The organism is Roseovarius sp. B08 (genome assembly GCF_051417955.1).
Classification (GTDB): domain Bacteria; phylum Pseudomonadota; class Alphaproteobacteria; order Rhodobacterales; family Rhodobacteraceae; genus Roseovarius.
This window is the reverse complement of sequence record NZ_JBPRLW010000001.1, coordinates 3917292-3938975: the sequence shown is the minus strand read 5'-3', so window position 1 is coordinate 3938975 and position 21684 is coordinate 3917292. Positions and strand designations below refer to the sequence as shown.

Here is a 21684-nt window from a genome sequence, read left to right as displayed (position 1 = left end):
GCATGTTCATTGTCGTGGGTCTTGTCATTGCGTTCATACTGGTGGCGATTTACGCGCGCCCGAAGATGCGCAATTGCCGCTGGCGCGAGGACCGGGGCGCGTCGAAGCCGGGCCAGACGGCCTTTCGCTGTGCGTTCTGCGGGGCGCGGGCCTTTACATCGGATGGCAAACCGCCTTTGGATTGCTTCAGGAACACGCCGCACTCCTGAGGAGCCCATGCCGGAACCCACCGATGCCGATCTGCGCCGGGCCGTCGCGCCTGTCGTCTGTTATCCCAACGAGACCCTGCCGGTGCCGGATTTGGACCTGTACCGCATCGCGCAGGAGGGGGCCGAGAAAGTGGGTGAGGTGATCGCGCCGCCGCGGGAGGCCGCCTGCTTTCGCGTGGCGGCGGGGCAGTTCTTTCGCATCACCAGTGTCGAGGGCCCGCAGGTGGGGGACCTGAACCTGTGGAACGCGAATGACCCGGGCGAGCGGTTCTATTCGGGCAAGTCGCGGGCGCTGCATGGCACGCACCTGACGACCGGCGAGCGGATGTGGTCGGGCTTTCCCTATCTGCGGCCCATGGCGACGATCGTGGAGGATACGCTGGATTGGTACGGGATCGACGAGTACGGCGGGTCGGTGCATGACGTGATCGGCACGCGCTGCGATCCCTATACGGGCAACCTGCTGGCCGGGTCGCAGTATCACCATTGCTGTCATTCCAACCTGATCCGGGCGGTGGCCGATGAACTGGAGGTGTCGCTGGAGGAGGCGGAGCCGCTGGTGCATGACGTGCTGAACGTGTTCATGTGCACCGGGTTCACGCGGGACACAGGCCAGTATTTCATGAAGGCCAGCCCGGTTCGGCCCGGCGACTACATCGAGTTCTTTGCCGAGATCGACCTGCTGGGGGCGCTGAGCGCCTGTCCGGGCGGGGATTGCTCGGCCGAGCATTCCAGCGACGCGGCGGCGTGCTATCCGCTGAAGGTGGAGGTCTTCGCGCCGGCTGAGGGGGCCTTGGGCGATTGGGTCAGCCCGCCGGTGAACGGGTATGACCGGACCCACGGGAGATAGCGGCATGGACCGGGTCGAGGGCGGGTGCCTGTGCGGGGCGGTGCGGATCACGGCGGAGGGCGCGCCCGACCGGGTGGGGCTGTGCCATTGCCTGGACTGCCGCAAGTGCCCGCGCTGCGGCGGGTCGGTGTTTTCGGTCCGCGACGGCGAGGTGGAGGTCCACCTTGGGGCGCTGGACGCGCCGAATGTGTTCGAGCCGACCTATGAGCTGTGGTGCGTGCGGCGGGAAAAGTGGTTGCCGGAGGTGCCGGGTCTGGCGCGGTTCGAGCGGGATGAAGAGTAGTGTCCCGCGAAATTCCTAACGACGTGTGAAGAGTGCGCTCCGCGCGGAATCGAAGCGCGGCCAGGCCGCGCCGCCGCGCGATCGTCTGTCGACCGAAAGGCGATTGCCTGCAATCGCCGAAAGGGGGCCCCCCCGGGCTGGCGATTAGGTGACGTGAGCGCCTCGATTTGAGGTTTTGCGGCTGTGGCAGGGATAAAGTGCCTTGAACGACCGTCGGATCGCCACCCCGCGGTCTGGCAATCGCGCGGCTCCCTACCGTCGGCTTGAGCCAAACGAAAAAACCCCGCCGAGGCGGGGTTCGTTCAGCAGAACCGGATCGCGGTCTCAGCCCTGGCGGGCCTTGAAACGCTTCTGGGTCTTGTTGATCACGTAAACGCGGCCTTTGCGGCGCACGACGCGGCAATCGCGATGGCGGTTCTTGAGCGAACGCAGCGAGTTCCGGACTTTCATCACTCGTCTCCAATGTCGTGGCGCGGGGCGCCGGGTTGCGGGTGCACCGGCAAGGCCGGGCAGTGAATATGGTGGGCGATACTAGGATCGAACTAGTGACCCCTTCGATGTCAACGAAGTGCTCTACCGCTGAGCTAATCGCCCTGATACCGGATTGGCATGGCCCCTAACGAATAGGGGCGCGGGAAACCGCGCCGGTGAGGCGTGTCTATAAAAGGAGTCGGGAAGGGGATCAAGGGCTTTTAGAACCTGATTTTCAGACTATTATGTCTGGGCAGGAGACAGAATGCCAAAAGCCGCGTTTACCCTTACACATCCTGAGCGTCGCACGACCTCGGTGGTGTTCGCGTCGCCCCATAGCGGGCGGGATTACCCGTGGTCCTTCGTGCGGCGCACGAACCTCAACGAGTTGAGCGTGCGCAGCTCCGAGGATGCGTTCGTCGACGACCTGTTCGAGGCCGCCCCGCGCAACGGGGCGCCGTTCATCAAGGCCGGCGCGCCGCGGGCGTTCGTGGACCTGAACCGCTCGACCGAGGAGCTGGACCCGGCGCTGATCGAAGGGGCGCGGCGGACGGGGCACAACCCGCGCGTGGCCTCGGGCCTGGGGGTGATTCCGCGGGTGGTGGCCAACGGCAAGGCGATCTATTCCGGCAAGATCAGCATGGACGAGGCGCAACGGCGCATCGACACCTATTGGCGGCCCTATCATGCGGCGCTGAAAACCCAGATGGACCAGGCGATGGGCATGTTCGGGCAGGCGATATTGATCGATTGCCACTCGATGCCGCACGAGGCGATGGACGCGGTCGCGCGCAGCGGGGCGCGGCGCCCCGAGGTGGTGCTGGGTGACCGGTTCGGCGCGGCGGCGAGCGACGAAGTGGTGGACCGGATCGAGGCGGCGTTCAGTGCCGCCGGGCTGAAGGTGGCGCGCAACGCACCCTTTGCCGGAGCCTATATCACGCAGCATTACGGCCGCCCGCAGGAGAACCGGCACGCGGTGCAGGTCGAGATCGACCGGGCGCTTTACATGAACGAGCGGCTGATCCGACCCAATGGCAATTTCGAGGCGTTCAAGATGCTCTTGGAGGGTGTCATCGCGCAGATCGCCGAGGTCGGGCGGCCCAAGCCGCAGCAACTGGCGGCCGAGTGAGGCGAATCGAAGCTTAACGGCGCAGAGTTCCCGAAATGTGCATCGGTATCGCGTCGGTATTTTCGACTGTATCGCGACGGTGCGGCTTGTCGACGGCCCGAGTTAGGACACCGGGCGCCGGAATCCGCGCGACAGGTCAGTACCGGCGCGTGTAGGTGAAGTGGACTTCCTCGTCGGCCTTGGTGTCGGTGACGGCGAAGGTCACGTCCGAGCGATCCTGGAAATCGTAGCGGGCGGCGAGCCCGTAGGCGGAGGTCGTGCTGCCGCGCGTGACCTCGCCGAATCCCGAAAGCGTCAGGTCGCGCCAGACATTGTAGTTCACGTCGAAGGCCACCGCGTCGGGGCGCTGGTTGGCGTCGGGGTGCAGGAAGGCCGCGCCGATATCGAGCTTCCCGTCCTGCCAGCGGGCGCCGAGCTTGGCGTTGATGCCGTCGAAATCATCCTTGGGGTCCCAGACGCCCTCGACCGCGGCGGCGAGGGTCACGGGCTGCGCCTGCCACTGGGCGGACGCGGCGGCGGAGCGGAAATTGCCGTCGCTGGCATCGAGCAGCGAGACGGCCCAGCGCATATCGCCCGTGGTGTCGCCATAGGAGACGCCCACGGGGACTGAGTTGAACCGAAGCGCCTCGGTCGTGGCGCGGGCGCGGGTGTATTCGGCGCGGGTCTCGGCGACGGAGGCGGCGGTGAAGTCGAAGGGCGAGATAAGCACCTGGTCATAGGCGGGTTTCACCACGCCGAGGCGGAACCGGTCGTCATAGACGAAGGCGGCATAGGTCTCGTGCGGGCGGTCGCCCTTGTAGTAATACCCGAAGGTTCCGAATTCGAACGCGACGGGGCTGTCGCCGATGTCGAACAGCGTGAAGGTCAGCATCGCGTCGATGCGGGACATGAAGGCGTTGTCCTGGATGCTGTTGGCGCCGACCGAGATGTCGCCGGAAAAGTCCACCCAGTCGGCGGCGGTGGCGGCATCGGGGCGCAGGCCGGTGGCGCAGAGCGCCAGAGCGGCGAGACAGGGGATGGGATGGGGCATTGCGCGTTTCATGACCGAAGCAACGTGACACGGGCCGGAAAGTTGCGCGAGTGTTCATCTGCGACGTCAATGTGATTTTCGTGCAACAGGGGATTGCCGGTAACAGTCTGCCATGGCAGGGAAAATCCGGCTCAGCGCAGGGAGCGGCCCTTGAGGATGGCGTCTGCGCCGAAGCGGGCGCGGATCTCGTCGGTGGCGCGTTCGGCGCGGCCGCGCTGGCGGGCCTGGGGGTCGAGCAGGTCGCCCGAGATCTCGGCCGCGGTTTCGGGAACGAGGTCCGACAGGCCCACGCCCAGCAGTCGGTAGGGCTTGGTGTGATCGACCTGGTCGAAGAGCGCGCGGGCGGTGCGGTAGAGCGTGTCGGCCAGCTGCGCGGGGTCGCGCAGCGAGACGCGGCGGGTCAGGAGTGAATGGTCGGAGCGCTTGAGCTTGAGCGTGACGACGCGGCCCGCCAGATGCTTGGCCTTGGCGCGGTCGGCGACCTTTTCGGCCATGCGCCAGATGTGACCGTCGAGGATGTCGGCGCTGGCGGTGTCCTCGCTGAAGGTGGTCTCGTTGGAGATCGACTTCATCGGGGTATGGGCCGAAACGCGGCGGTGATCCTGCCCGCGGGCGAGGTTCCAGAGCCGCTCGCCCATGGAGCCGAAGCGGGCCACCAGGTCGGTTTTCTCCCAGCGCAGCAGGTCGGCAAAGGTGCGGATGCCCGCCGCATCCAGCGAGCTGCGCGCGGCCTGTCCGACGCCCCAGATCAGGCTGACGGGCTTGTCGCGCAGGAAATCGGCGGTGTCGGCCTTGCCGATGATGGAAAAGCCGCGCGGCTTGTCGAGGTCGGAGGCGATCTTGGCCAGAAACTTGTTGTGCGAAAGGCCGATGGAGCCGGTGAGGCCAAGCTCGTCCTTCATACGTTTGGTCAGGCGGGCCAGCATCACGGCGGGCGGCGCGCCGTGCAGGCGATGGGTGCCGGTCAGATCGAGAAACGCCTCGTCCAGCGACAGCGGTTCGATATCGGGGGTCAGATCCTGCATCATGGCGCGGATCTGGCGGGAGATCTGGGCGTAAAGCTCCATCCGCGGCTTGATGATGACGGCGTCGGGGCAGAGTTTCAGCGCCTGGAACATCGGCATGGCCGAGCGCACGCCGCGGATGCGGGCGACGTAGCAGGCGGTGGAGACAACGCCGCGCCGGCCGCCGCCGATTATGACGGGTTTGTGCGCCAGGTCGGGGTTGTCGCGTTTCTCGACCGAGGCGTAGAACGCGTCACAATCCATGTGCGCGATGGAAAGTTCGAAGAGTTCCGGATGCGACAGCACGCGCGGGCTGCGGCAGGCGGGGCAGCGCGGGCCGGTGTCGAACCGGGTCAGGCAATCGCGGCAGAAGGCAGGCATGGGCGGGCTGGGCATTGGTTGCGATGGCGCTATTCTAGGCGCGAGGCGTGGCAGGGGAAAGACGCGATGCAGGCGACGGGCGAAGAAGAGATGTTCGAGGGCACCAAGCTGGCGCTGTTTTTGGGCGACTATCTTGCGGTGATCGAGCGCGACAACCTGGGCCATATCCCGTGGCCCGGCTTTCTGGACCTGCCGGGCGGCGGGCGCGAGGAGGGCGAGAGCGCCGAGGCCTGCGTTCTGCGCGAAACCCGCGAGGAGCTGGGCTTGACCCTGTCGCCCGGTGTGCTGCGCTGGCGACGGTATTATCCCGCGCCGACGCGGATGTGGTTCTTTGCGGCGCATTGCCCGGCCGGACTGGCGCAGAAGGTGGCGTTCGGCCGCGAAGGGCAGGGGTGGTGCCTGATGCGGCCAGAAGATTTCGTGAGGCACGACAAGGCGGTGCCGCATTTTGCCGAGCGGGTGGCGGCGTATCTGGATCGGTAGGGCGCCATGGTGGGGCGACGGTGGGTTTCACCCACCCTACGTCAGGCGATCTCGTTCAGGATCGCCTGGGTTGCCGCGCGGGGTCGTCGGCGGCCCATACGGGGCGGCCCACCACGATGTGATCGGCGCCGTCCGACAGGGCCTGTGCCGGGGTGGCGACGCGTTTCTGGTCGCCCAGGGCGGCGCCCGAGGGGCGCACGCCGGGGGTGACGATCAGCTTGCCCGCGGCCTCGGGCAGGGCGCGGATCATCGCGGCCTCCTGCGGGGAGGCGATGACACCGTCGGCCCCGGCCTCGAGCGCGCGGGCCGCGCGGGTGGCGACGATGTCTGGGATGTCGCCGGGGGCGATCAGCGACGCGTCGAGATCGGACCGGTCGAGCGAGGTCAGCACGGTGACGGCGAGGATCTTCATCGGCTTGCCCGCCGCGCCTTCGCGGGCGGCGCGGACCACGTGTGGGTCGCCATGTACGGTAAGAAAGTCGAGGTCGAACTGCGCCAGCTCGCGCACGGCGTTTTCCACCGTCGCGCCGATGTCGAACAGCTTCATGTCGAGGAAGATGCGCTTGCCGTGATCCTGCTTGAGCTCGTTGGCGAGCGCGAGGCCGCCGCCGGTGAGCATCCCGAGGCCGATCTTGTAGAACGACACCGCGTCGCCCAAGGTTTCCGCGAGGCGCAGGCCCTCGAGCGCGTTGGGCAGGTCGATGGCGACGATCAGGCGGTCATCGGCCGGCCGTTTGGGTCTGAGCTGGACGGGTTCGGGCATGGGCGCAACCTTTCGCGTCTGGTCGCGCCCTTCTTGCGGGCCGTGGCGGCGGCGTCAAGCCTGTTCGGCGGAGAGCGGCCAGGCCGTATCCTCGACCACGATGGCCTGGGGGGCGTTGCGAAATTCGGGCATCCGCCGGAGTTGGCGCAGAGCGTCCTGAACCAATGCGCGGGTCACGATCGCCGTTTCGGTCAAACCGCCGAGCATGGTCGCCGGCATGGCCGAGGCGCGCAGACTGAGCGAAGCCGTGTCGCCGTGCAAGAGAACCGTGGCGACGTGGGCCCCTGAATGTGGTGAAACCGCTACATTTTCCAGGGAAATTCGCTCGATCTTCATGACACACCCAACTTTACACTCGCAGAAATTGTGCCTCAATCGGGCACGGGTTGCGAGGGAAAAAAGGTTAACTGGTGTTCCCTCGCAATTTTTCGCCTGTTTTTCAGGCGGCTGCGGCGGCGCCTTGTGCGGATTCCGGCAGCGCTGAGCGCAGGTCATGTGCCTTTTGCGTGTGGCGCAGGCTGGCCTTTTGCGTGAGGCCACGGGCGATCAGGCCGTATTCCGCGTTGAGCGGGGCCCTGAGGTGCACCGGGTAGCGATAGATGTGACCGGAGTCGTGGATACGAACGGCCGCCTCGAACGCTTCCAGTTCGGGGTTGTAGCGGATTGCGTCGAATTCAAGCTTCTCGATCTGCATGGGTCTGCTCCTGTTTTGCGAGTTACCCGGGACACTTGGCCTGTGGATAACTGTGTGGATAACGTTGGGTCGGTCGAAATGGTTGCAAGGTTCACAAAAATCATGAGCAAGTTTTCGCGCATGTGGTGGTGTTGGCTTGCAGCCACCTCAACATCTGGGTGCCGCATCCGGGATGCGGACAATTTGCAGGGCCGACTTGAAGCTCACATGCGTGTTACCCATCTAATGGTCTGAGGTTCCCGAAGCCGCATGCCTAATGCTGGGTGCGCCACCGGGGTAACGCTTGTGAGAAGGAGAGACGGGATGGACTTGTCGAAGTTCACCGAGCGGTCGCGCGGTTTCATTCAGGCCGCACAGACGATCGCGATCCGGGAAAGCCACCAGAAACTGGCGCCCGAACACATACTGAAAGCACTGATGGACGACCCCGAGGGGATGGCCAGCAACCTGATCAAGCGGGCGGGCGGCAAGCCCGAGCGCGTAATGCAGGCTGTCGATCTGAGCCTGGGCAAGATCCCCAAGGTCTCGGGCGACTCGGGGCAGATCTACATGGACGGGCAGACCGTGAAGCTCTTGGACGAGGCTGGCAAGCTGGCCAAGAAGGCCGGTGACAGCTTTGTGCCCGTGGAGCGCCTGCTGACCGCGCTGGCGATGGTGAAGGGCCCCGCCAAGGATGCGCTGGAACAGGGCGGGCTGAGCGCGCAAAGCCTGAACGAGGCGATCAACGATATCCGCAAGGGGCGGACCGCTGACAGTGCCTCGGCCGAGGACAGTTACGAAGCGCTGGAGAAATACGCCACCGACCTGACGAAACGGGCCGCCGACGGCAAGATCGACCCCATCATCGGCCGTGACGACGAGATCCGCCGCGCGATGCAGGTGCTGAGCCGTCGGACCAAGAACAACCCGGTCCTGATCGGCGAACCGGGCGTGGGCAAGACCGCGATTGCGGAAGGCTTGGCCCTGCGGATCGTCAATGGCGACGTGCCGGAAAGTTTGCAGAACAAGAAGCTGTTGGCGCTGGATATGGGCGCGCTGATCGCCGGGGCGAAGTATCGCGGCGAGTTCGAGGAGCGGCTGAAAGCCGTTCTGAACGAGGTCACCGATGCGGCGGGCGAGATCATCCTCTTCATCGACGAGATGCACACGCTGGTGGGCGCGGGCAAGGCGGATGGCGCGATGGACGCGGCCAACCTGATCAAGCCGGCGCTGGCGCGGGGTGAGTTGCACTGCGTCGGGGCGACGACGCTGGACGAGTATCGCAAGCACGTTGAGAAGGACGCGGCCCTCGCACGCCGGTTCCAGCCGCTGATGGTTGAGGAGCCCACCGTGGAGGACACGATCAGCATCCTGCGCGGCATCAAGGAGAAGTACGAGCTGCACCATGGCGTGCGGATCTCGGACAGCGCCCTGGTGTCGGCGGCGACGCTGAGCCATCGCTATATCACCGACCGTTTCCTTCCGGACAAGGCGATCGACCTTGTGGACGAGGCCGCGAGCCGGTTGCGCATGGAAGTGGACAGCAAGCCCGAGGAACTGGACGCGCTGGACCGCGAAATCCTGCAAAAGCAGATCGAGGCCGAGGCCCTGAAGAAAGAGGACGACGCCGCCAGCAAGGACCGGCTGGAAAAGCTGGAAAAAGAGCTGGCCGACATGCAGGAGAAATCCAGCCAGATGACCGCGAAGTGGCAATTCGAGCGCGACAAGCTGGCGGGTGCCCGCGACCTGAAGGAACAGCTGGACCGCGCGCGGATCGAGCTGGACCATGCCAAGCGGGAAGGCAACCTGGCGAAGGCTGGGGAGTTGAGCTATGGCGTGATCCCGCAGCTGGAAAAGCAGCTGGCCGAGGCCGAGAAGGCCGAGGAGGACGGCGTGATGGTCGAGGAGGCCGTGCGGCCCGAGCAGATCGCCCAGGTGGTCGAACGCTGGACCGGGATTCCGACGGCGAAGATGCTGGAAGGCGAGCGCGAGAAGCTTTTGGGCATGGAAGGCAACCTGCACCGCCGGGTGATTGGCCAGGATGCCGCCGTGAAGGCGGTGGCCAATGCCGTGCGGCGGGCGCGCGCCGGGCTCAACGACGAGAACCGCCCCTTGGGCAGCTTCCTGTTCCTTGGGCCGACCGGCGTGGGCAAGACCGAGCTGACCAAGGCGGTGGCGGAATTCCTGTTCGACGACGACAGCGCGATGGTGCGGATCGACATGAGCGAGTTCATGGAGAAGCACTCGGTCGCCCGTCTGATCGGCGCGCCTCCCGGCTATGTCGGCTATGACGAGGGCGGCGTGCTGACCGAGGCCGTGCGCCGGCGGCCCTATCAGGTGGTGCTGTTCGACGAGGTCGAGAAGGCGCATCCGGAGGTCTTCAACGTGCTGTTGCAGGTTCTGGACGATGGTGTGCTGACCGACGGGCAGGGCCGGACGGTGGATTTCAAGCAGACGCTGATCATCCTGACGTCGAACCTTGGGTCCCAGGCGCTGAGCCAGTTGCCGGAAGGGTCGGACGCGGCATCGGCCAAGCGCGACGTGATGGACGCGGTGCGGTCGCATTTCCGGCCCGAGTTCCTGAACCGGCTGGACGAGATCGTGGTCTTCGACCGGCTGAACCGCGACCAGATGGACGGGATCGTCGATATCCAGATGGCCCGCCTGCTGAAGCGGCTGGCCGCGCGGAAGATCACGCTGGAGCTGGACGATGCGGCCCGCAAGTGGCTGGCGGATGAAGGCTATGACCCGGTCTATGGCGCACGACCGCTGAAGCGGGTGATCCAGAAGGCGTTGCAGGACCCGCTGGCCGAAGGATTGCTGGCCGGGGATATCCTGGATGGCGCGACGGTACCGGTGAGTGCCGGGCCCGAAGGGTTGATCATCGGCGAGCGCGTCGGGTCGACCAACCGCGAGCGGCCGGACGACGCCGTGGTGCATTGAGCGCGGTGACCGCGTGAACGCGGCCCCCGCCGGAGAGATCCGGCGGGGTTTTTCGTTTTTTGGGGGCGGTGAGTGTCGGCCTGCAATGGTGGGTTGGAAACCCACCCTACGAGGTCCCGGATCGGGTCCGGGACGGGGTGGTCCTGGTGCGTGCGATGGGGCAGCTCCCGAACGCAGGTTGGATTGGGGGCCAGCCCCCAAACCCCCGGGGATATTTATGGCCAGAGGAAGATGGAACGCGGGGCTGCTTGCGTGGGTGTTGCGGAAATGGCCTTTGCGCCAACAAATCGACACGGGTGTTGCGCGGATTCGCGGGGCGGGCGTATAGTGCCGCCAAAGGCGGAATGGCGCGGATTCACCGCGCGATAACCACATCAGATACAAGATCGGGCCATGGCCGAGCAGGACAGTTCAGCAGACGACATGCCAGCGATGCCGCGCTGGTTCGACGAGCTTCGCCCCGGCGGCGAGGGTGAGGGGTTCATGGAGCGGCATCTGCGGCATTCGCTGATGTTCGTGCGGCGGCCGGTGAACCGCCTGCTGGTCACCTTCGACAACCTTTCCAACGTCAACGACACCTCGGTGGAGCGGGAGCCCTGGGCGTTCAAGTTCGCGCGGGACGTGAATATCTCGCACCTCGGGGTCATGGCGCATGTGGCGGACTGGTACCGGGATTCCGACCTGATCGCGCGGTTCGAGAAGCTGCGCGACGAGGGGTTCTTCGAGGGGTATGACCGGGTGATCTTTGCCGGCGTGTCGATGGGGGGCTATGCCGCGATCGCCTTTGGCTCGCTGGTGCCGGGGGCGCATGTGGTCTCGGTCAACCCGCAGAGCACGCTGGATACCGAGCTGGTGCCGTGGGAGACGCGCTATGAGAACGGACGGCGGCAGGACTGGACGCTGCCCCTGTCGGATGCGGCGGCGCTGACGGCGGGGCTGGGGCCGGTCAACATCTTCTACGATCCCTATCATGCGCTGGACAAACAGCATATCGGGCGGTTTTCCGGCGACAACATCCGGGTCTTTCACTGCCGCCATTCGGATCACAAGACCGCCGTGTTCCTGCGCAAGATCGGCGCTCTGAAGCCGGTGATGCAGGCGGCGATATTCGACGAGCTCACCCCGCTCGAGTTTCATCGCCTTTACCGCGGTCGGCGTGACCTGCCCTGGTACAAGAACCAGGTGGCGGTCTATTTCACGGAAAAAGGCCGGGACGAGGTCGCGAACGGGTTCGGCATCGCGTTCCGCAAGCGGCTGAGGCGCAAGCAGCGCGAGGAGGAGCGCGCGGCGCCGGAGGACGATGGGCTGGGCGGCGAGGCCGAAGCGGACGATGCCGTGGACCAGGAGGCGGGCGAGGCGGCGCGCGATGCGGCCGAGGAGACGCCCAGGGCTAAGACCGACAAGGCGGTCAAGGCGAAGGGGCCGGGGACGCCCGAGCAGACGACAGAGGCCAGGCCCGAGGCCGCGCCGGACAAGAAGGCGCGCCCCATTCCCCGGTTCAACCCGAAATCGGTCCGGTCGGATCGGCCCATGGGCGAGCGGCGCAACGATCGCTGCGCCATCGTCACGACGATGAAGAACGAAGGGCCGTTCATGCTGGAATGGATCGCCTATAACCGGGCGATCGGGTTCCGGGACATTCTGATCTACACCAATGACTGCGACGACGGCACCGACAGGATCGCCATGCGGCTGGAGGAACTGGGCGTCGCGTCCCATTCCGACAACCAGTTCAAGAAGGGTGAGAGCCCGCAGCGGGTGGCCCTGCGCCGGGCGTTGAAACACGAGGCTTTCGAGAAGGCGGACTGGATCATCTGCGCCGATTGCGACGAATTCCTGAACATCCGGGTGGGCGCGGGGCGTTTGCCCGACCTGTTCGAGGCGACGGGGGACGCGGATGCGATTTCGCTGTGCTGGAAGCTGTTCGGCTGTGGCGATCAGGTGGCATACGAGGATAGGTTCATCCACGAACATTTCGTCTGGGCCGCGCCGGAGGATTTTCGCGCCAAGTACCGCGCGCTTGGCCTCAAGACGCTGTTCCGCCCGTCCGAGGTGATCCGCAAGTTCGGCGTGCACCGCCCGAAATTCTATGCCGACATTCCCGAGGGCTTCATCTGGAAGGATGCCGGGGGCCAGCCCATGCCGGATGCGTTTTTCCATCAAGGCTGGCGGGCGCACCCGACCTTTCGCCACGATTTTGCGCGGCTGCATCACTATGCCGTGCGGTCGGTCGACAGTTTCCTGGTAAAGCGCGACCGGGGGCGCACCAACCATATCGACCGCGACCAGGGCGTCGCCTATTGGTCGGACATGAACATCAATCTGGAAAAGGACGCGAGCCTTGTGCCGATGGCCGCGGCCACGCGCCGCGAGTTCGACGCGCTGATGGCCGACCCGGAGATCGCGCGCCTGCATGCGGAGGCCTGCGCGTGGCACCGCGCCAAGATCGCCGCGCTGAAGGCCAATGACGATTGGGCCGCGCTGCATGAGCTGCTGAAGATGATCAACCGACCCGGTGAAGATCTGGTCAACAGCGAAGAATTGCTGACGGATCTGGCGGGCGAATGAGCGCGCGGCCCTACATCGTCTTGCACGGTGGCTTTCACAAGACGGCCACCAGCCACATCCAGTCCATGCTGGCGCGCAATTCCAAGATGCTGGAACGGGCCGGGGTGCATTACGTGCATCACCGCAAGACGCGCAAGGAAGTGACTATTCCGGTTCAGTGCAACGCGTATATCAAGCTCGGCATCGGCTGGGATCCGAAGATATACGACGAGGAACTGTCCGCGATGACGGGCGCGTTCTTTGCCGATATCCTGGAAAACAAGCCCAGGCGGATCATCCTGTCCGACGAAAATCTTGCCGGGCATTGCGGACATTGCGTGCGCTTCGGCAAGCTGTATCGCTGGGGCGAGACGCTGATGCAGGTGTTTGGTACGCAGGTCCCGTCCGGCCCCGACGAGGTGCATTTCGGATTGCGCAACTACGCGGATTTCTTTTCGTCCGCCTATGTCGAATATCTGCGCTCGGTCAGCGGACAATGGTTCATCGACGAGCGTCACATGCGCCGCGCCGTGACCGCGCGGATGCCGAACTGGCACAAGGTTCTGGATACGGCGAAGAAAGCCTTTCCGACCGCCAAGGTCCATGTCTGGCGTTACGAGGATTTCCGCCAGCTTGACCTCGCGATTCTGGGCAACCTGTGCGGTCCGGATATAGATGTCACGAAGCTCAAGGAGCCGAAGGACAAGAACAAGCGCCCGACCGCGTCGGGCCGTGCCGTGCGGGAGTTGTTGCAGATGATCCACAAGGACGGGGCCGACGCGGCGCTGTCCCGGCGGATGGAGATCCAGGAGCGGTATCCGCGCGGCAAGGAATATGGCGGGTATGACCCTTGGACCCGCGGCGAGCGCGAGCATCTGACACGCATTTACGAGCGCGACGTTCGCGCGATCGAGGCGGACCCCGACATCACCTTCCTGCGCCCCGCGCAGGGCGAGATGCGCAAGGCGGTCTAGCCCAATGGAGACACGTGATGAGGGATAATGCCCAATCGGGTTACGAGATCGGGATGCTTTGGGTGGAAGGCCCGCTGAGCTATGTCGAGGTCCTGTGTGCCCAGTCATTCCTCGACGCCGGACACCACGTTAAGCTGTACCACTACAAGGACGTGCAGAACGTGCCCGAGGGCGTCGAGCTGATCCATGGCGACAGCGTGCTGAAGATCGACCGGTTCATCCAGCACGGGCGCACGGGCAGTTTCGCGCTGTTTTCGGACGTGTTCCGGTACCATCTGCTGCAACAGAACGACCGCATGATCTGGGCCGATCTGGATGCCTACTGCGTCAAGCCGTTCGAGACGCCGACGGGCCATTTCTTTGGCTGGGAGTCCGACAGCCACATCAACGGCGGTGTGCTGGGATTGCCCCCTGACAGCGAGGCGCTTGGCCTGATGCTGGAGATGACGGAAGATGAGTACGGCATCCCGGAATGGTTCGAGCAGGAGGAACAGGACCGGCTGCGCCAGTTGCAGGACGAAGGCAAGCCGGTTCACGTCAGCGAGATGAAATGGGGCACGTGGGGGCCGCACGCGGTCACGCATTACCTGCACAAGACGGGCGAGGCGAAATATGCGCTGCCGATCGAGGGGCTTTATCCCGTAAACTTTCGCGACCGGCGCAAACTGATGCTGAAACGCGCGACGCAGGAAGCGAAGGATATGGTGACCGAAAACACCTATTCGGTGCATTTCTACGGGCGGCGTGTGCGGGAATTCCTCTCGAACAAGGGCGGCCTGCCGGAACCGGACAGCTGGATGGATCTGGCGCTGAAAAAGCACAAGGTGGATTGCGACGCGGCCCCGGTGCTGTCGCGCGAGGAAAAGGAAGAGATCAAGCGTCGGAAACTGGCTGACGAGGTCGAAACCGCACCGCGCCTGCCCACGGGCAAGGGCGGCGAGAACCTGACCGACCTGGCCGACCGCTTCGGCTCGGATCAGGGAACGGCCAAGCATCGGTACACCGAGCTTTATCACATGCTGTTTCACCCCTACCGGCAGCGCCAGATCACCTTTGTCGAGATGGGCCTGCTGGCCCAGGGGCCGGAGCCGGGCCATGACGCGGACAGCGAGACAAAAGATTGCCCGTCGGTCCGTATGTGGCTGGAGTATTTTCCCAAGGCCGAGATTCATCGGCTGGACGTAGCGGATCTCTCGGGGTTCGGGCATGAGCGGTTCACCTATCACCGCTTCGACATGGACGAGCGCGACAGTATCGCGGCTGCGATCGAGGAGATCGAGACCCCGCCCAGCATCGTGATCGACGATGCGAGCCATGCGAGCCATCATCAGCAGAACGCCTTTCTGGAGGTTTTCCCGAGGCTGGAGTCGGGCGGGCTTTACATCATCGAGGACCTGCGCTGGCAGCCCGACGCCCATGAGCGGCCGGGGATCACCAAGACGGCCGAGTTGTTTCGCAACTGGGTCGAGACGCGCCATTTCGTGCATGAGGACCCGAAGGTCGCCGCCGAGCTGAACAAGCTGGCCGAAGATATTTCGGGCGTGCATCTGGCGCCGGCGCGGATGGTGCCGGGCAAGCGGCTGCAAATGGCGGTGATCCACAAGAAGTAGACCAACCCCGGAGGGCCATAACCATAATAATGCCCCCGGACCCAAGGAGCAGAGCAGGCCGCACAACAACGCGGCGGAGAGTGAGGCAGAATGAAACGCAGGATTTGCGCCGCGGAAGCGGTGTGTGACGCCAATGGTTGGGATTTCGACGAGACCTTTCCGTTTCAGTTCAGGTTGTCGAAGTCGCGTACAAGCCCTTCTGAAACGTGGATGCATTTCCGGCTGGGCGATTGGAGTTTGCATCATTGCCCACGGCTTCCGTGCCACGAGCTTGTCTTTGGGAGTGGTCGGACCGTTGGCATAGTCCTCGGCGTTGCAGTCGACCAGGACGGAGCCTGCCTGAATGGGCGGGTTGTTCTGGAAGGCAAGGGAACAATCGACGCGGTTGAAACCTATATCGAAGGGCTGGCCGGCCGGTTCATCGCTGTCGTGGCGGCATTCGGCACGAGGCGGGTCTATTTCGACCCCTCCGGAGGGCTGAGCGCCGTCTACTCGAACAAGGACAAGGCTGTTGCGTCAAGCGTCCATCTGGCGGTGAACCGGGACATCGAACCGCTGACGGCTGTTTCGGCCAAAGGCGTGCAGGCCCGCAAGGCGCAGTTTGCCTTGGGAGAGACCTGCGATATCCATTGCAGGCGCATCTATGCCAATCACTATCTGGATCTTGCCGATTTCGAACTGAAACGGCACTGGCTTGGTCCGGAGGATGACTTTCAAACCGCAGGTGAGGACCGCAACGGTCTGGCCGAGAGGATAACCGGGCGACTCGGGCAGGTGATGGCTGCACTGGCCGGCGGCTACACGACGGCGCTTCCCATATCGGGTGGAACGGATTCGCGGCTGTTGCTTGCCGCGGCAACGCCCGTGCTCGATCACATCGAACGGTTTTTCATGCACGACATAAAGTGGATCACCCAGTTCGATCGGCAGGTCGCAGTCGCAGTGGCGCAAGAAGTCGGCGTAAAGCTTGAAGTCATCGAGCGTGACGATCCCGAGTTTGAACGGTGCCTGACCGACGATCAGCTGACCACCTTGCGAGACGTCATGGCCCTGAGGACAAGCCGTACGTTCAACGGTATAGATAGCGCGACGGTACGTGCCGTGGAAATGGCCCCGGCGACAGAGCTTGTTCTGCGCGGAAACGGCGCCGAGATGACGCGGGCGAACAAGTGGACGCGAGCGACAGCCGCAAACGGGTGTTCCCTCGACGACGGTCTTGCAGCATTGCTCAATATGCGGGCTGAAGACCTGTCAGACCGTCTTGCGCCGGACCGGCTCGAGAGCTTGCGGGAGCGTTATGGCGCGTGGTGCGACGGTCTGCCGGAACCCGCCCGGGAAAGACTGCCGGACATGGCGCATACCGAAGTCTTCATGCCGTCTGCGCCGAACAACGTCTATTATGCGTTTGCACCAAGCTTTTACGTCAACCCGTTCAACGACCGGCGGATGTTCTTCGACACTGCCGCCTTTCATCCCCTTGCGCGCCGTCGCCGCAGGTTGGTCGGCAAGATGATAAAATTGTCCAAACCAAGCCTGAACCAGATGCCGTACAAGGACGATGCGTTGCAGCAGTTCCGGCAGTCGGCCTGAGACAAAGCGCGGACTTCAGCGCCGCTCCGCGGAGCCGTCGGATGCGTTTCAAAGAGAAGGCGAGCCAGGGATGCCCGGCTCGCCCTCGGAATGTCACTCGGGCATGATCACGGCGTCGATCACGTGGATGACGCCGTTCGAGGCCTCGATATCGGGGGTGACGACATTGGCGTCGTTGACGGTGACGCCGCCCTCGGTTTCGATGGTGAGGGAATTGCCCTGCACGGTTTCGGTCTCCATCCCGTCGGTCAGGTCGCCGGACATCACCTTGCCGGGAACCACGTGGTGGATGAGGATACTTGTCAATTGTTCGACGTTCTCGGGCAGCATCAGTGTGTCCACCGTGCCTTCGGGCAGTGACTCGAAGGCCTCGTCGGTGGGGGCGAAGACGGTGAAGGGGCCGTCCCCCTTCAACGTTTCGACAAGGCCGGCCACCTCGGCCGCGGCAAGAAAGGTCGAAAACTCTCCCGCCTCGGTTGCGGTGTCGATGATATCCTTGCCGCTGTCGGCAAAGGCGATGGTGGTGCCGCCAAGAATGGTGGCGGCGGTGACGGCGAGATAGGTCCTGCGAAGCATGGTCGTGTCTCCTGGCGGCCGGGTTGATCGGTAGGCGCGTCGGTCGATGCCGGCCTGAGCATCACCGGGAAAACGCCGGATCGCAGCGATAGGTTCACCGCGGGCTTTCCCCCGATGCGCGTCGACGAAATGCGGCATGCGCTCGGACCGGGGCCGCGACGATACTCCGATGAATGAATGTGACCGAGGCGTGCGAAGAGGCCCCTTTCGCGTCGGTAATTCCAGTTGAGGTGCCATGCGACTGTGGCATAAGGGAGCCACCGTTCTTTCGGAGAAGCAAAGATGGAACTGGTATTCGATATCCTGGGACTGCTGGCGCTGGTCTTCGTGCTGGCGGTCGGCGTCGTCATCGCGCTGGTGGTGCTGTTTTACGTCATCGACAAGACCCAGACCGGCGACGCGATCCGGCGCAATTACCCGGTGATCGGGCGGTTCCGCGGCCTGTTCACCACGCTGGGGGAATTCTTTCGCCAGTATTTCTTTGCCATGGACCGAGAGGAGATGCCGTTCAACCGGGCGCAGCGCGACTGGGTGGGGCACGCCTCAAAAGGCAAGAGCAACACCATCGCCTTCGGCTCGACCCGGAACCTGAACGTGGTGGGCACGCCGATCTTCGTGCCGGCGGCCTTTCCGCCGCTGGACGACCAGTTCGCGGTGACCGAGCCGTTGCAGATCGGGCCGTATTGCCGCGAGCCCTACATGGCGCGGTCGATCTTCAACATCTCGGGGATGAGTTACGGCGCCATATCGCGCCCCGCGGTCGAGGCGCTGAGCCGGGGTGCCGCGGAGGCGGGGGTCTGGCTGAACACCGGGGAGGGGGGCTGAGCCCCTATCACCTGAGCGGCGGGTGCGACGTGGTCTACCAGATCGGCACGGCGAAATACGGAGTGCGGACGCCGGACGGCGCGCTGGATGACGACAAGCTGCGCGCGATGGGAGACATTCCGCAGGTGAAGATGTTCGAGCTGAAGCTGGCGCAAGGGGCCAAGCCCGGCAAGGGCGGCATCCTGCCCGGCGAGAAGGTCACCACCGAGATCGCCGGGATCCGCGGCATCGCGGTGGGGCAGGACAGCATCTCGCCCAACCGGCACCGCGAGGTGAACACCTTTGCCGAGTTGCTGGATTTCATCGGGCATATCCGAGAGATCACGGGCAAGCCTGTCGGCTTCAAGACGGTGATCGGGTCGAGCGAAGCCTGGGACGAGATGTTCGAACTGATCGTCGCGCGCGGAGACGAGAGCGCGCCGGATTTCATCACCATCGACGGCGGCGAGGGCGGCACGGGGGCGGCGCCGATGCCGCTGATGGACCTGGTGGGGATGCCGATCCGCGAGGCGTTGCCCCGGATGGTGGACCTGCGCGACCGGCACGGGCTGAAGGGCCGCATCCGGATCGTGGCGGCGGGCAAGCTGGTCAACCCCAGCGACGTGGCCTGGGCGCTGTGCGCCGGTGCGGATTTCGTGACCTCGGCGCGGGGGTTCATGTTCTCGCTGGGCTGCATCCAGGCGCTGAAATGCAACCGCAACACCTGTCCCACCGGGATCACCACCCATGACAGGCATTTGCAGGCGGGTCTGGTGGTCGAGGACAAGTACGTGAAGGTGGCCAATTACGCGCGGCAGGTGATCAAGGAGGTCGAGACCATCGCCCATTCGGTGGGCGTGGCCGAACCGCGCCTGATGCGGCGGCGGCATGTTCGGATCGTGCAGGCGGACGGCAGCTCGATCCCGCTGACCAAGATCCGGCCGAGCGTGGACGCGGCGCAGTATCCATAGAGGTGGTGCCCTACCGCAGGAGGTCCCGGATCAGGTCCGGGACGGCCCGGCCGCGGTGTCCCGCGCGCGTGCGCGCGCGAAAAGAATGCCGCCGCCATTGTTACCGTGCCTCAACGTCTTCGTGAGACAGCTTGTTTTGCCCGCGAAATGCGCTTTGCTTATGTGAGACTGACAGACATGCCCGCGAGAAGAGGAGAGCCCGCATGGCCTATCGTTGGAAGAACACGCTGCGCGACAAGGATGTGACCGACGAGGCCGCGTTCCTGAACCGGCGGCAGTTGATGGCGGGGGCGGCCGCCGGGATGGGACTGGCCGGAATCGGCGCGGCCCAGGCGCGGGCGCAGGGCCTGGAGCCGACCTCTTACGAGGATATCACGACCTACAACAACTACTACGAGTTCGGCACCGGCAAGGGCGACCCGGTGGACCATGCCCATATGCTGACCACCGAGCCGTGGAGCGTGACCATTGACGGACTGGTGGACCGGCCCGGCGATTATGCCTTCGAGGATATCATGGCGAAGATGACGGTGGAGGAGCGGATCTATCGCTTCCGCTGTGTCGAGGCGTGGTCGATGGTTGTGCCCTGGAACGGGTTCGAGCTGGCCGATCTGCTGGAGATGGCGGGCGTGCAGTCGGGCGCCAAGTATGTCGCCTTCGAGACCGCGCTGCGCCCCGACGAGATGCCGGGGGTGAAATACCCGGTGCTGGACTGGCCCTATGTCGAGGGGCTGCGGCTGGACGAGGCGACGCATCCGCTGACACTGATGGCGACGGGGATATACGGCAAGGAGATCCCGAACCAGAACGGCGCGCCGCTCCGGCTGGTGGTGCCGTGGAAATACGGCTTCAAGTCGATCAAGTCGATCGTGCGCATCACGCTGACCGAGGCCGAGCCGCCGACCAGCTGGAACAAGGCGAATGCGCGGGAGTACGGATTTTACAGCAACGTGAACCCGCAAGTGGACCACCCGCGCTGGAGCCAGGCGAGCGAGCGGGTGATCGGATCGGGGCTGTTCGCCCGCCGGCAGGACACGCTGATGTTCAACGGCTACGGCGACGAGGTGGCGAGCCTCTATGAAGGGATGGATCTGAAAGCCAACTTCTGATGGCGGCCGTCGATCATATCAACAAGGCGCTGCGCCGGGTGCCGGCGTGGCCCATTTACGTGGCGAGCCTGGGCTATGCCGCGTGGATGCTGTGGCTGGGCATTCAGAACCGGCTGGGCGCGGACCCCGTGAAAGTGCTGGAGCACGAGATGGGGCAGATGGCGCTGTACCTGCTAGTGGCGGGATTGGCGGTGACGCCCCTGCGCAAACTGGCGGGGGTGAACCTGCTGAAGTTTCGCCGGGCGCTGGGGTTGGCCTGCTTCTTCTTCGTGGTGTGTCACCTGCTGGCCTGGGCGGTGCTGGACGTGCAGAGGATCGACCGGGTCTGGGCCGATATCGTGAAGCGGCCCTACATTACTGTTGGCATGGCCGCGTTCGTGCTGTTGATCCCGCTGGCGGTGACCTCGAACAATCTGTCGGTTCGCAAGATGGGGGCGGCAGGTTGGGCCCGGCTGCACCAGCTGGTCTATCCGGCGGCGATTCTGGGCGGGGTGCATTACGTGATGCTGGTGAAGGGCTGGCAGATCCGGCCGCTGGTGTTTCTGGCGGTGATCGCGGGGCTGATCGCGTGGCGATTCCTGATGACGCGGAAAAAAGCGGCGAGTCGGGTGCGGACTGCTTCGTGATTCCGCGATTTCCGAAGGCCGATTCCGGGATTTTCGCGGAATCGGGCGATTCATTTTCCGAAATGTCGCGAGTCGGCGGATGATTCCGGGCCGAGTCGGGGGTGACTCGGGCAAGATTCCCGTCAGTGACTCGGCAGATTCCGGAAAAATCGCTGTGGATAACCGGATTCTGGCCCGATTGCCCCTGCGTAAAGCCGCCTGCGGCGCGGGCCGGAAACAGGACAGGCAAGAAAATCGCATTTTTAAGACTCTGATTTTAAACGATAAATGAGATTTTTGAAAAAAACATGACGTTTCCCGAAAAAGGGGTTGCGAGGTTCGGCCCCAATCCGTAAATACCCCCTCACCGGCGGCGCTGAGGCGCACAACGGAACGCCAGACGGAACGACGGAGCGACGCTCCAGAGGGACAGAAGGCAACAAACACTGAGGTATCTGACGCAGGTTGCGCCAAAAAGGAATGGCGCTTCGTGTTGATTTTGTCTCTGCGCTCTTTGAAATCGATAGTTTCTGAAGAGATATGTGGGCGGTTTGGTCTATTCGATGGATCAGCCAAACGCATATCAAACTACCTAGGAGAGGGTTTCGACCTGATCCGATGATGGATAGTCAGCTTCACTGTTTGGACGGTTTCCGGTTTTCTGATGAAAACCAGAAGC

General features: G+C 64.2%; 18 protein-coding genes, 1 tRNA gene and 2 pseudogenes. 13 read left to right on the top strand and 8 right to left on the bottom strand.

What is annotated here, in order from left to right; genetic code table 11:
* The first annotated feature begins 2 nt into the window (after positions 1 to 2).
* The 3 genes from ACSQ76_RS20035 to ACSQ76_RS20025 are packed head-to-tail and all read left to right on the top strand — an operon-like array spanning position 3 to position 1342.
* Entirely contained in the window at positions 3 to 209 is a 207-nt protein-coding gene (locus ACSQ76_RS20035; protein WP_437157937.1) for a hypothetical protein, read from the top strand.
* A gap of 7 nt (positions 210 to 216) precedes the next feature.
* Positions 217 to 1059 (top strand): urea carboxylase-associated family protein, encoded by an 843-nt coding sequence (locus tag ACSQ76_RS20030; RefSeq protein ID WP_437157936.1) that lies wholly within the window; start codon positions 217 to 219, stop codon positions 1057 to 1059.
* Positions 1060 to 1063: 4 nt separating this feature from the next.
* Complete coding sequence (locus tag ACSQ76_RS20025; RefSeq protein WP_437158246.1) at positions 1064 to 1342, top strand: GFA family protein; 279 nt, start codon at positions 1064 to 1066, stop codon at positions 1340 to 1342.
* 324 nt (positions 1343 to 1666) lie between these two features.
* Here ACSQ76_RS20025 and ykgO read toward each other — a convergent pair whose 3' ends face one another.
* Positions 1667 to 1792: a type B 50S ribosomal protein L36 gene (gene ykgO / locus ACSQ76_RS20020; RefSeq protein WP_025058716.1), complete on the bottom strand. Its 126-nt coding sequence runs from the start codon at positions 1790 to 1792 to the stop codon at positions 1667 to 1669.
* A 69-nt stretch (positions 1793 to 1861) separates the two neighbouring features.
* Positions 1862 to 1936, bottom strand: a tRNA-Val gene (locus ACSQ76_RS20015).
* 142 nt (positions 1937 to 2078) lie between these two features.
* Between ACSQ76_RS20015 and ACSQ76_RS20010 the strand changes: the two genes are divergently transcribed.
* A complete protein-coding gene (locus ACSQ76_RS20010) occupies positions 2079 to 2942 on the top strand; it encodes an N-formylglutamate amidohydrolase (RefSeq protein WP_437157935.1) in 864 nt (287 codons plus the stop codon).
* A 136-nt stretch (positions 2943 to 3078) separates the two neighbouring features.
* Here the strand turns inward: ACSQ76_RS20010 and ACSQ76_RS20005 are convergent, their stop codons facing one another.
* Positions 3079 to 3972 (bottom strand): hypothetical protein, encoded by an 894-nt coding sequence (locus ACSQ76_RS20005; protein WP_437157934.1) that lies wholly within the window; start codon positions 3970 to 3972, stop codon positions 3079 to 3081.
* A gap of 131 nt (positions 3973 to 4103) precedes the next feature.
* Positions 4104 to 5357, bottom strand: coding sequence for a DNA polymerase IV (locus ACSQ76_RS20000; protein WP_437157933.1), 1254 nt, complete (start codon positions 5355 to 5357; stop codon positions 4104 to 4106).
* 66 nt (positions 5358 to 5423) lie between these two features.
* On the opposite strand from ACSQ76_RS20000, the gene ACSQ76_RS19995 reads away from it, so the two are divergent.
* Positions 5424 to 5840 carry an NUDIX hydrolase gene (locus ACSQ76_RS19995; protein ID WP_437157932.1) on the top strand — a complete coding sequence of 139 codons (417 nt, stop codon included), beginning with the start codon at positions 5424 to 5426 and terminating at the stop codon, positions 5838 to 5840.
* Positions 5841 to 5881: 41 nt separating this feature from the next.
* On the opposite strand, the pseudogene pyrF reads toward ACSQ76_RS19995, so the two are convergent.
* The 3 genes and pseudogenes from pyrF to ACSQ76_RS19980 form a co-directional block, all read right to left on the bottom strand.
* A pseudogene (gene pyrF, locus ACSQ76_RS19990) lies at positions 5882 to 6603 on the bottom strand (orotidine-5'-phosphate decarboxylase).
* A gap of 54 nt (positions 6604 to 6657) precedes the next feature.
* Positions 6658 to 6939, bottom strand: coding sequence for a hypothetical protein (locus tag ACSQ76_RS19985; protein WP_306127555.1), 282 nt, complete (start codon positions 6937 to 6939; stop codon positions 6658 to 6660).
* Between the two features lie 103 nt (positions 6940 to 7042).
* Entirely contained in the window at positions 7043 to 7297 is a 255-nt protein-coding gene (locus tag ACSQ76_RS19980; RefSeq protein WP_306127556.1) for a hypothetical protein, read from the bottom strand.
* Between the two features lie 303 nt (positions 7298 to 7600).
* On the opposite strand from ACSQ76_RS19980, the gene clpB reads away from it, so the two are divergent.
* The 5 genes from clpB (at position 7601) to ACSQ76_RS19955 (ending at position 16940) form a co-directional block, all read left to right on the top strand.
* The gene (clpB, locus tag ACSQ76_RS19975) at positions 7601 to 10219 is read left to right on the top strand and encodes an ATP-dependent chaperone ClpB (protein WP_437157931.1); all 2619 of its coding nucleotides are present in this window, start codon (positions 7601 to 7603) and stop codon (positions 10217 to 10219) included.
* 393 nt (positions 10220 to 10612) lie between these two features.
* Positions 10613 to 12787 (top strand): glycosyltransferase family 2 protein, encoded by a 2175-nt coding sequence (locus ACSQ76_RS19970; RefSeq protein WP_437157930.1) that lies wholly within the window; start codon positions 10613 to 10615, stop codon positions 12785 to 12787.
* Positions 12784 to 13740, top strand: a complete 957-nt coding sequence (locus tag ACSQ76_RS19965) for a hypothetical protein (RefSeq protein ID WP_437157929.1) — start codon at positions 12784 to 12786, stop codon at positions 13738 to 13740. The genes ACSQ76_RS19970 and ACSQ76_RS19965 overlap by 4 nt, the downstream gene beginning before the upstream one ends.
* A 17-nt stretch (positions 13741 to 13757) precedes the next feature.
* Positions 13758 to 15350, top strand: a complete 1593-nt coding sequence (locus ACSQ76_RS19960; RefSeq protein WP_437157928.1) for a hypothetical protein — start codon at positions 13758 to 13760, stop codon at positions 15348 to 15350.
* A gap of 90 nt (positions 15351 to 15440) precedes the next feature.
* Positions 15441 to 16940 (top strand): hypothetical protein, encoded by a 1500-nt coding sequence (locus tag ACSQ76_RS19955; protein ID WP_437157927.1) that lies wholly within the window; start codon positions 15441 to 15443, stop codon positions 16938 to 16940.
* Positions 16941 to 17033: 93 nt separating this feature from the next.
* Here the strand turns inward: ACSQ76_RS19955 and ACSQ76_RS19950 are convergent, their stop codons facing one another.
* Entirely contained in the window at positions 17034 to 17516 is a 483-nt protein-coding gene (locus tag ACSQ76_RS19950) for a fasciclin domain-containing protein (protein WP_437157926.1), read from the bottom strand.
* Positions 17517 to 17798: 282 nt separating this feature from the next.
* Between ACSQ76_RS19950 and ACSQ76_RS19945 the strand changes: the two are divergent.
* The 3 genes and pseudogenes from ACSQ76_RS19945 (at position 17799) to msrQ (ending at position 21026) form a co-directional block, all read left to right on the top strand.
* Positions 17799 to 19291, top strand: a pseudogene (locus ACSQ76_RS19945) (FMN-binding glutamate synthase family protein).
* Positions 19292 to 19494: 203 nt separating this feature from the next.
* Complete coding sequence (gene msrP / locus ACSQ76_RS19940) at positions 19495 to 20400, top strand: protein-methionine-sulfoxide reductase catalytic subunit MsrP (protein ID WP_437157925.1); 906 nt, start codon at positions 19495 to 19497, stop codon at positions 20398 to 20400.
* Positions 20400 to 21026: a protein-methionine-sulfoxide reductase heme-binding subunit MsrQ gene (msrQ, locus tag ACSQ76_RS19935; protein WP_437157924.1), complete on the top strand. Its 627-nt coding sequence runs from the start codon at positions 20400 to 20402 to the stop codon at positions 21024 to 21026. Before msrP ends, msrQ begins: the two co-directional genes overlap by 1 nt.
* The last annotated feature ends 658 nt before the right edge of the window (positions 21027 to 21684 follow it).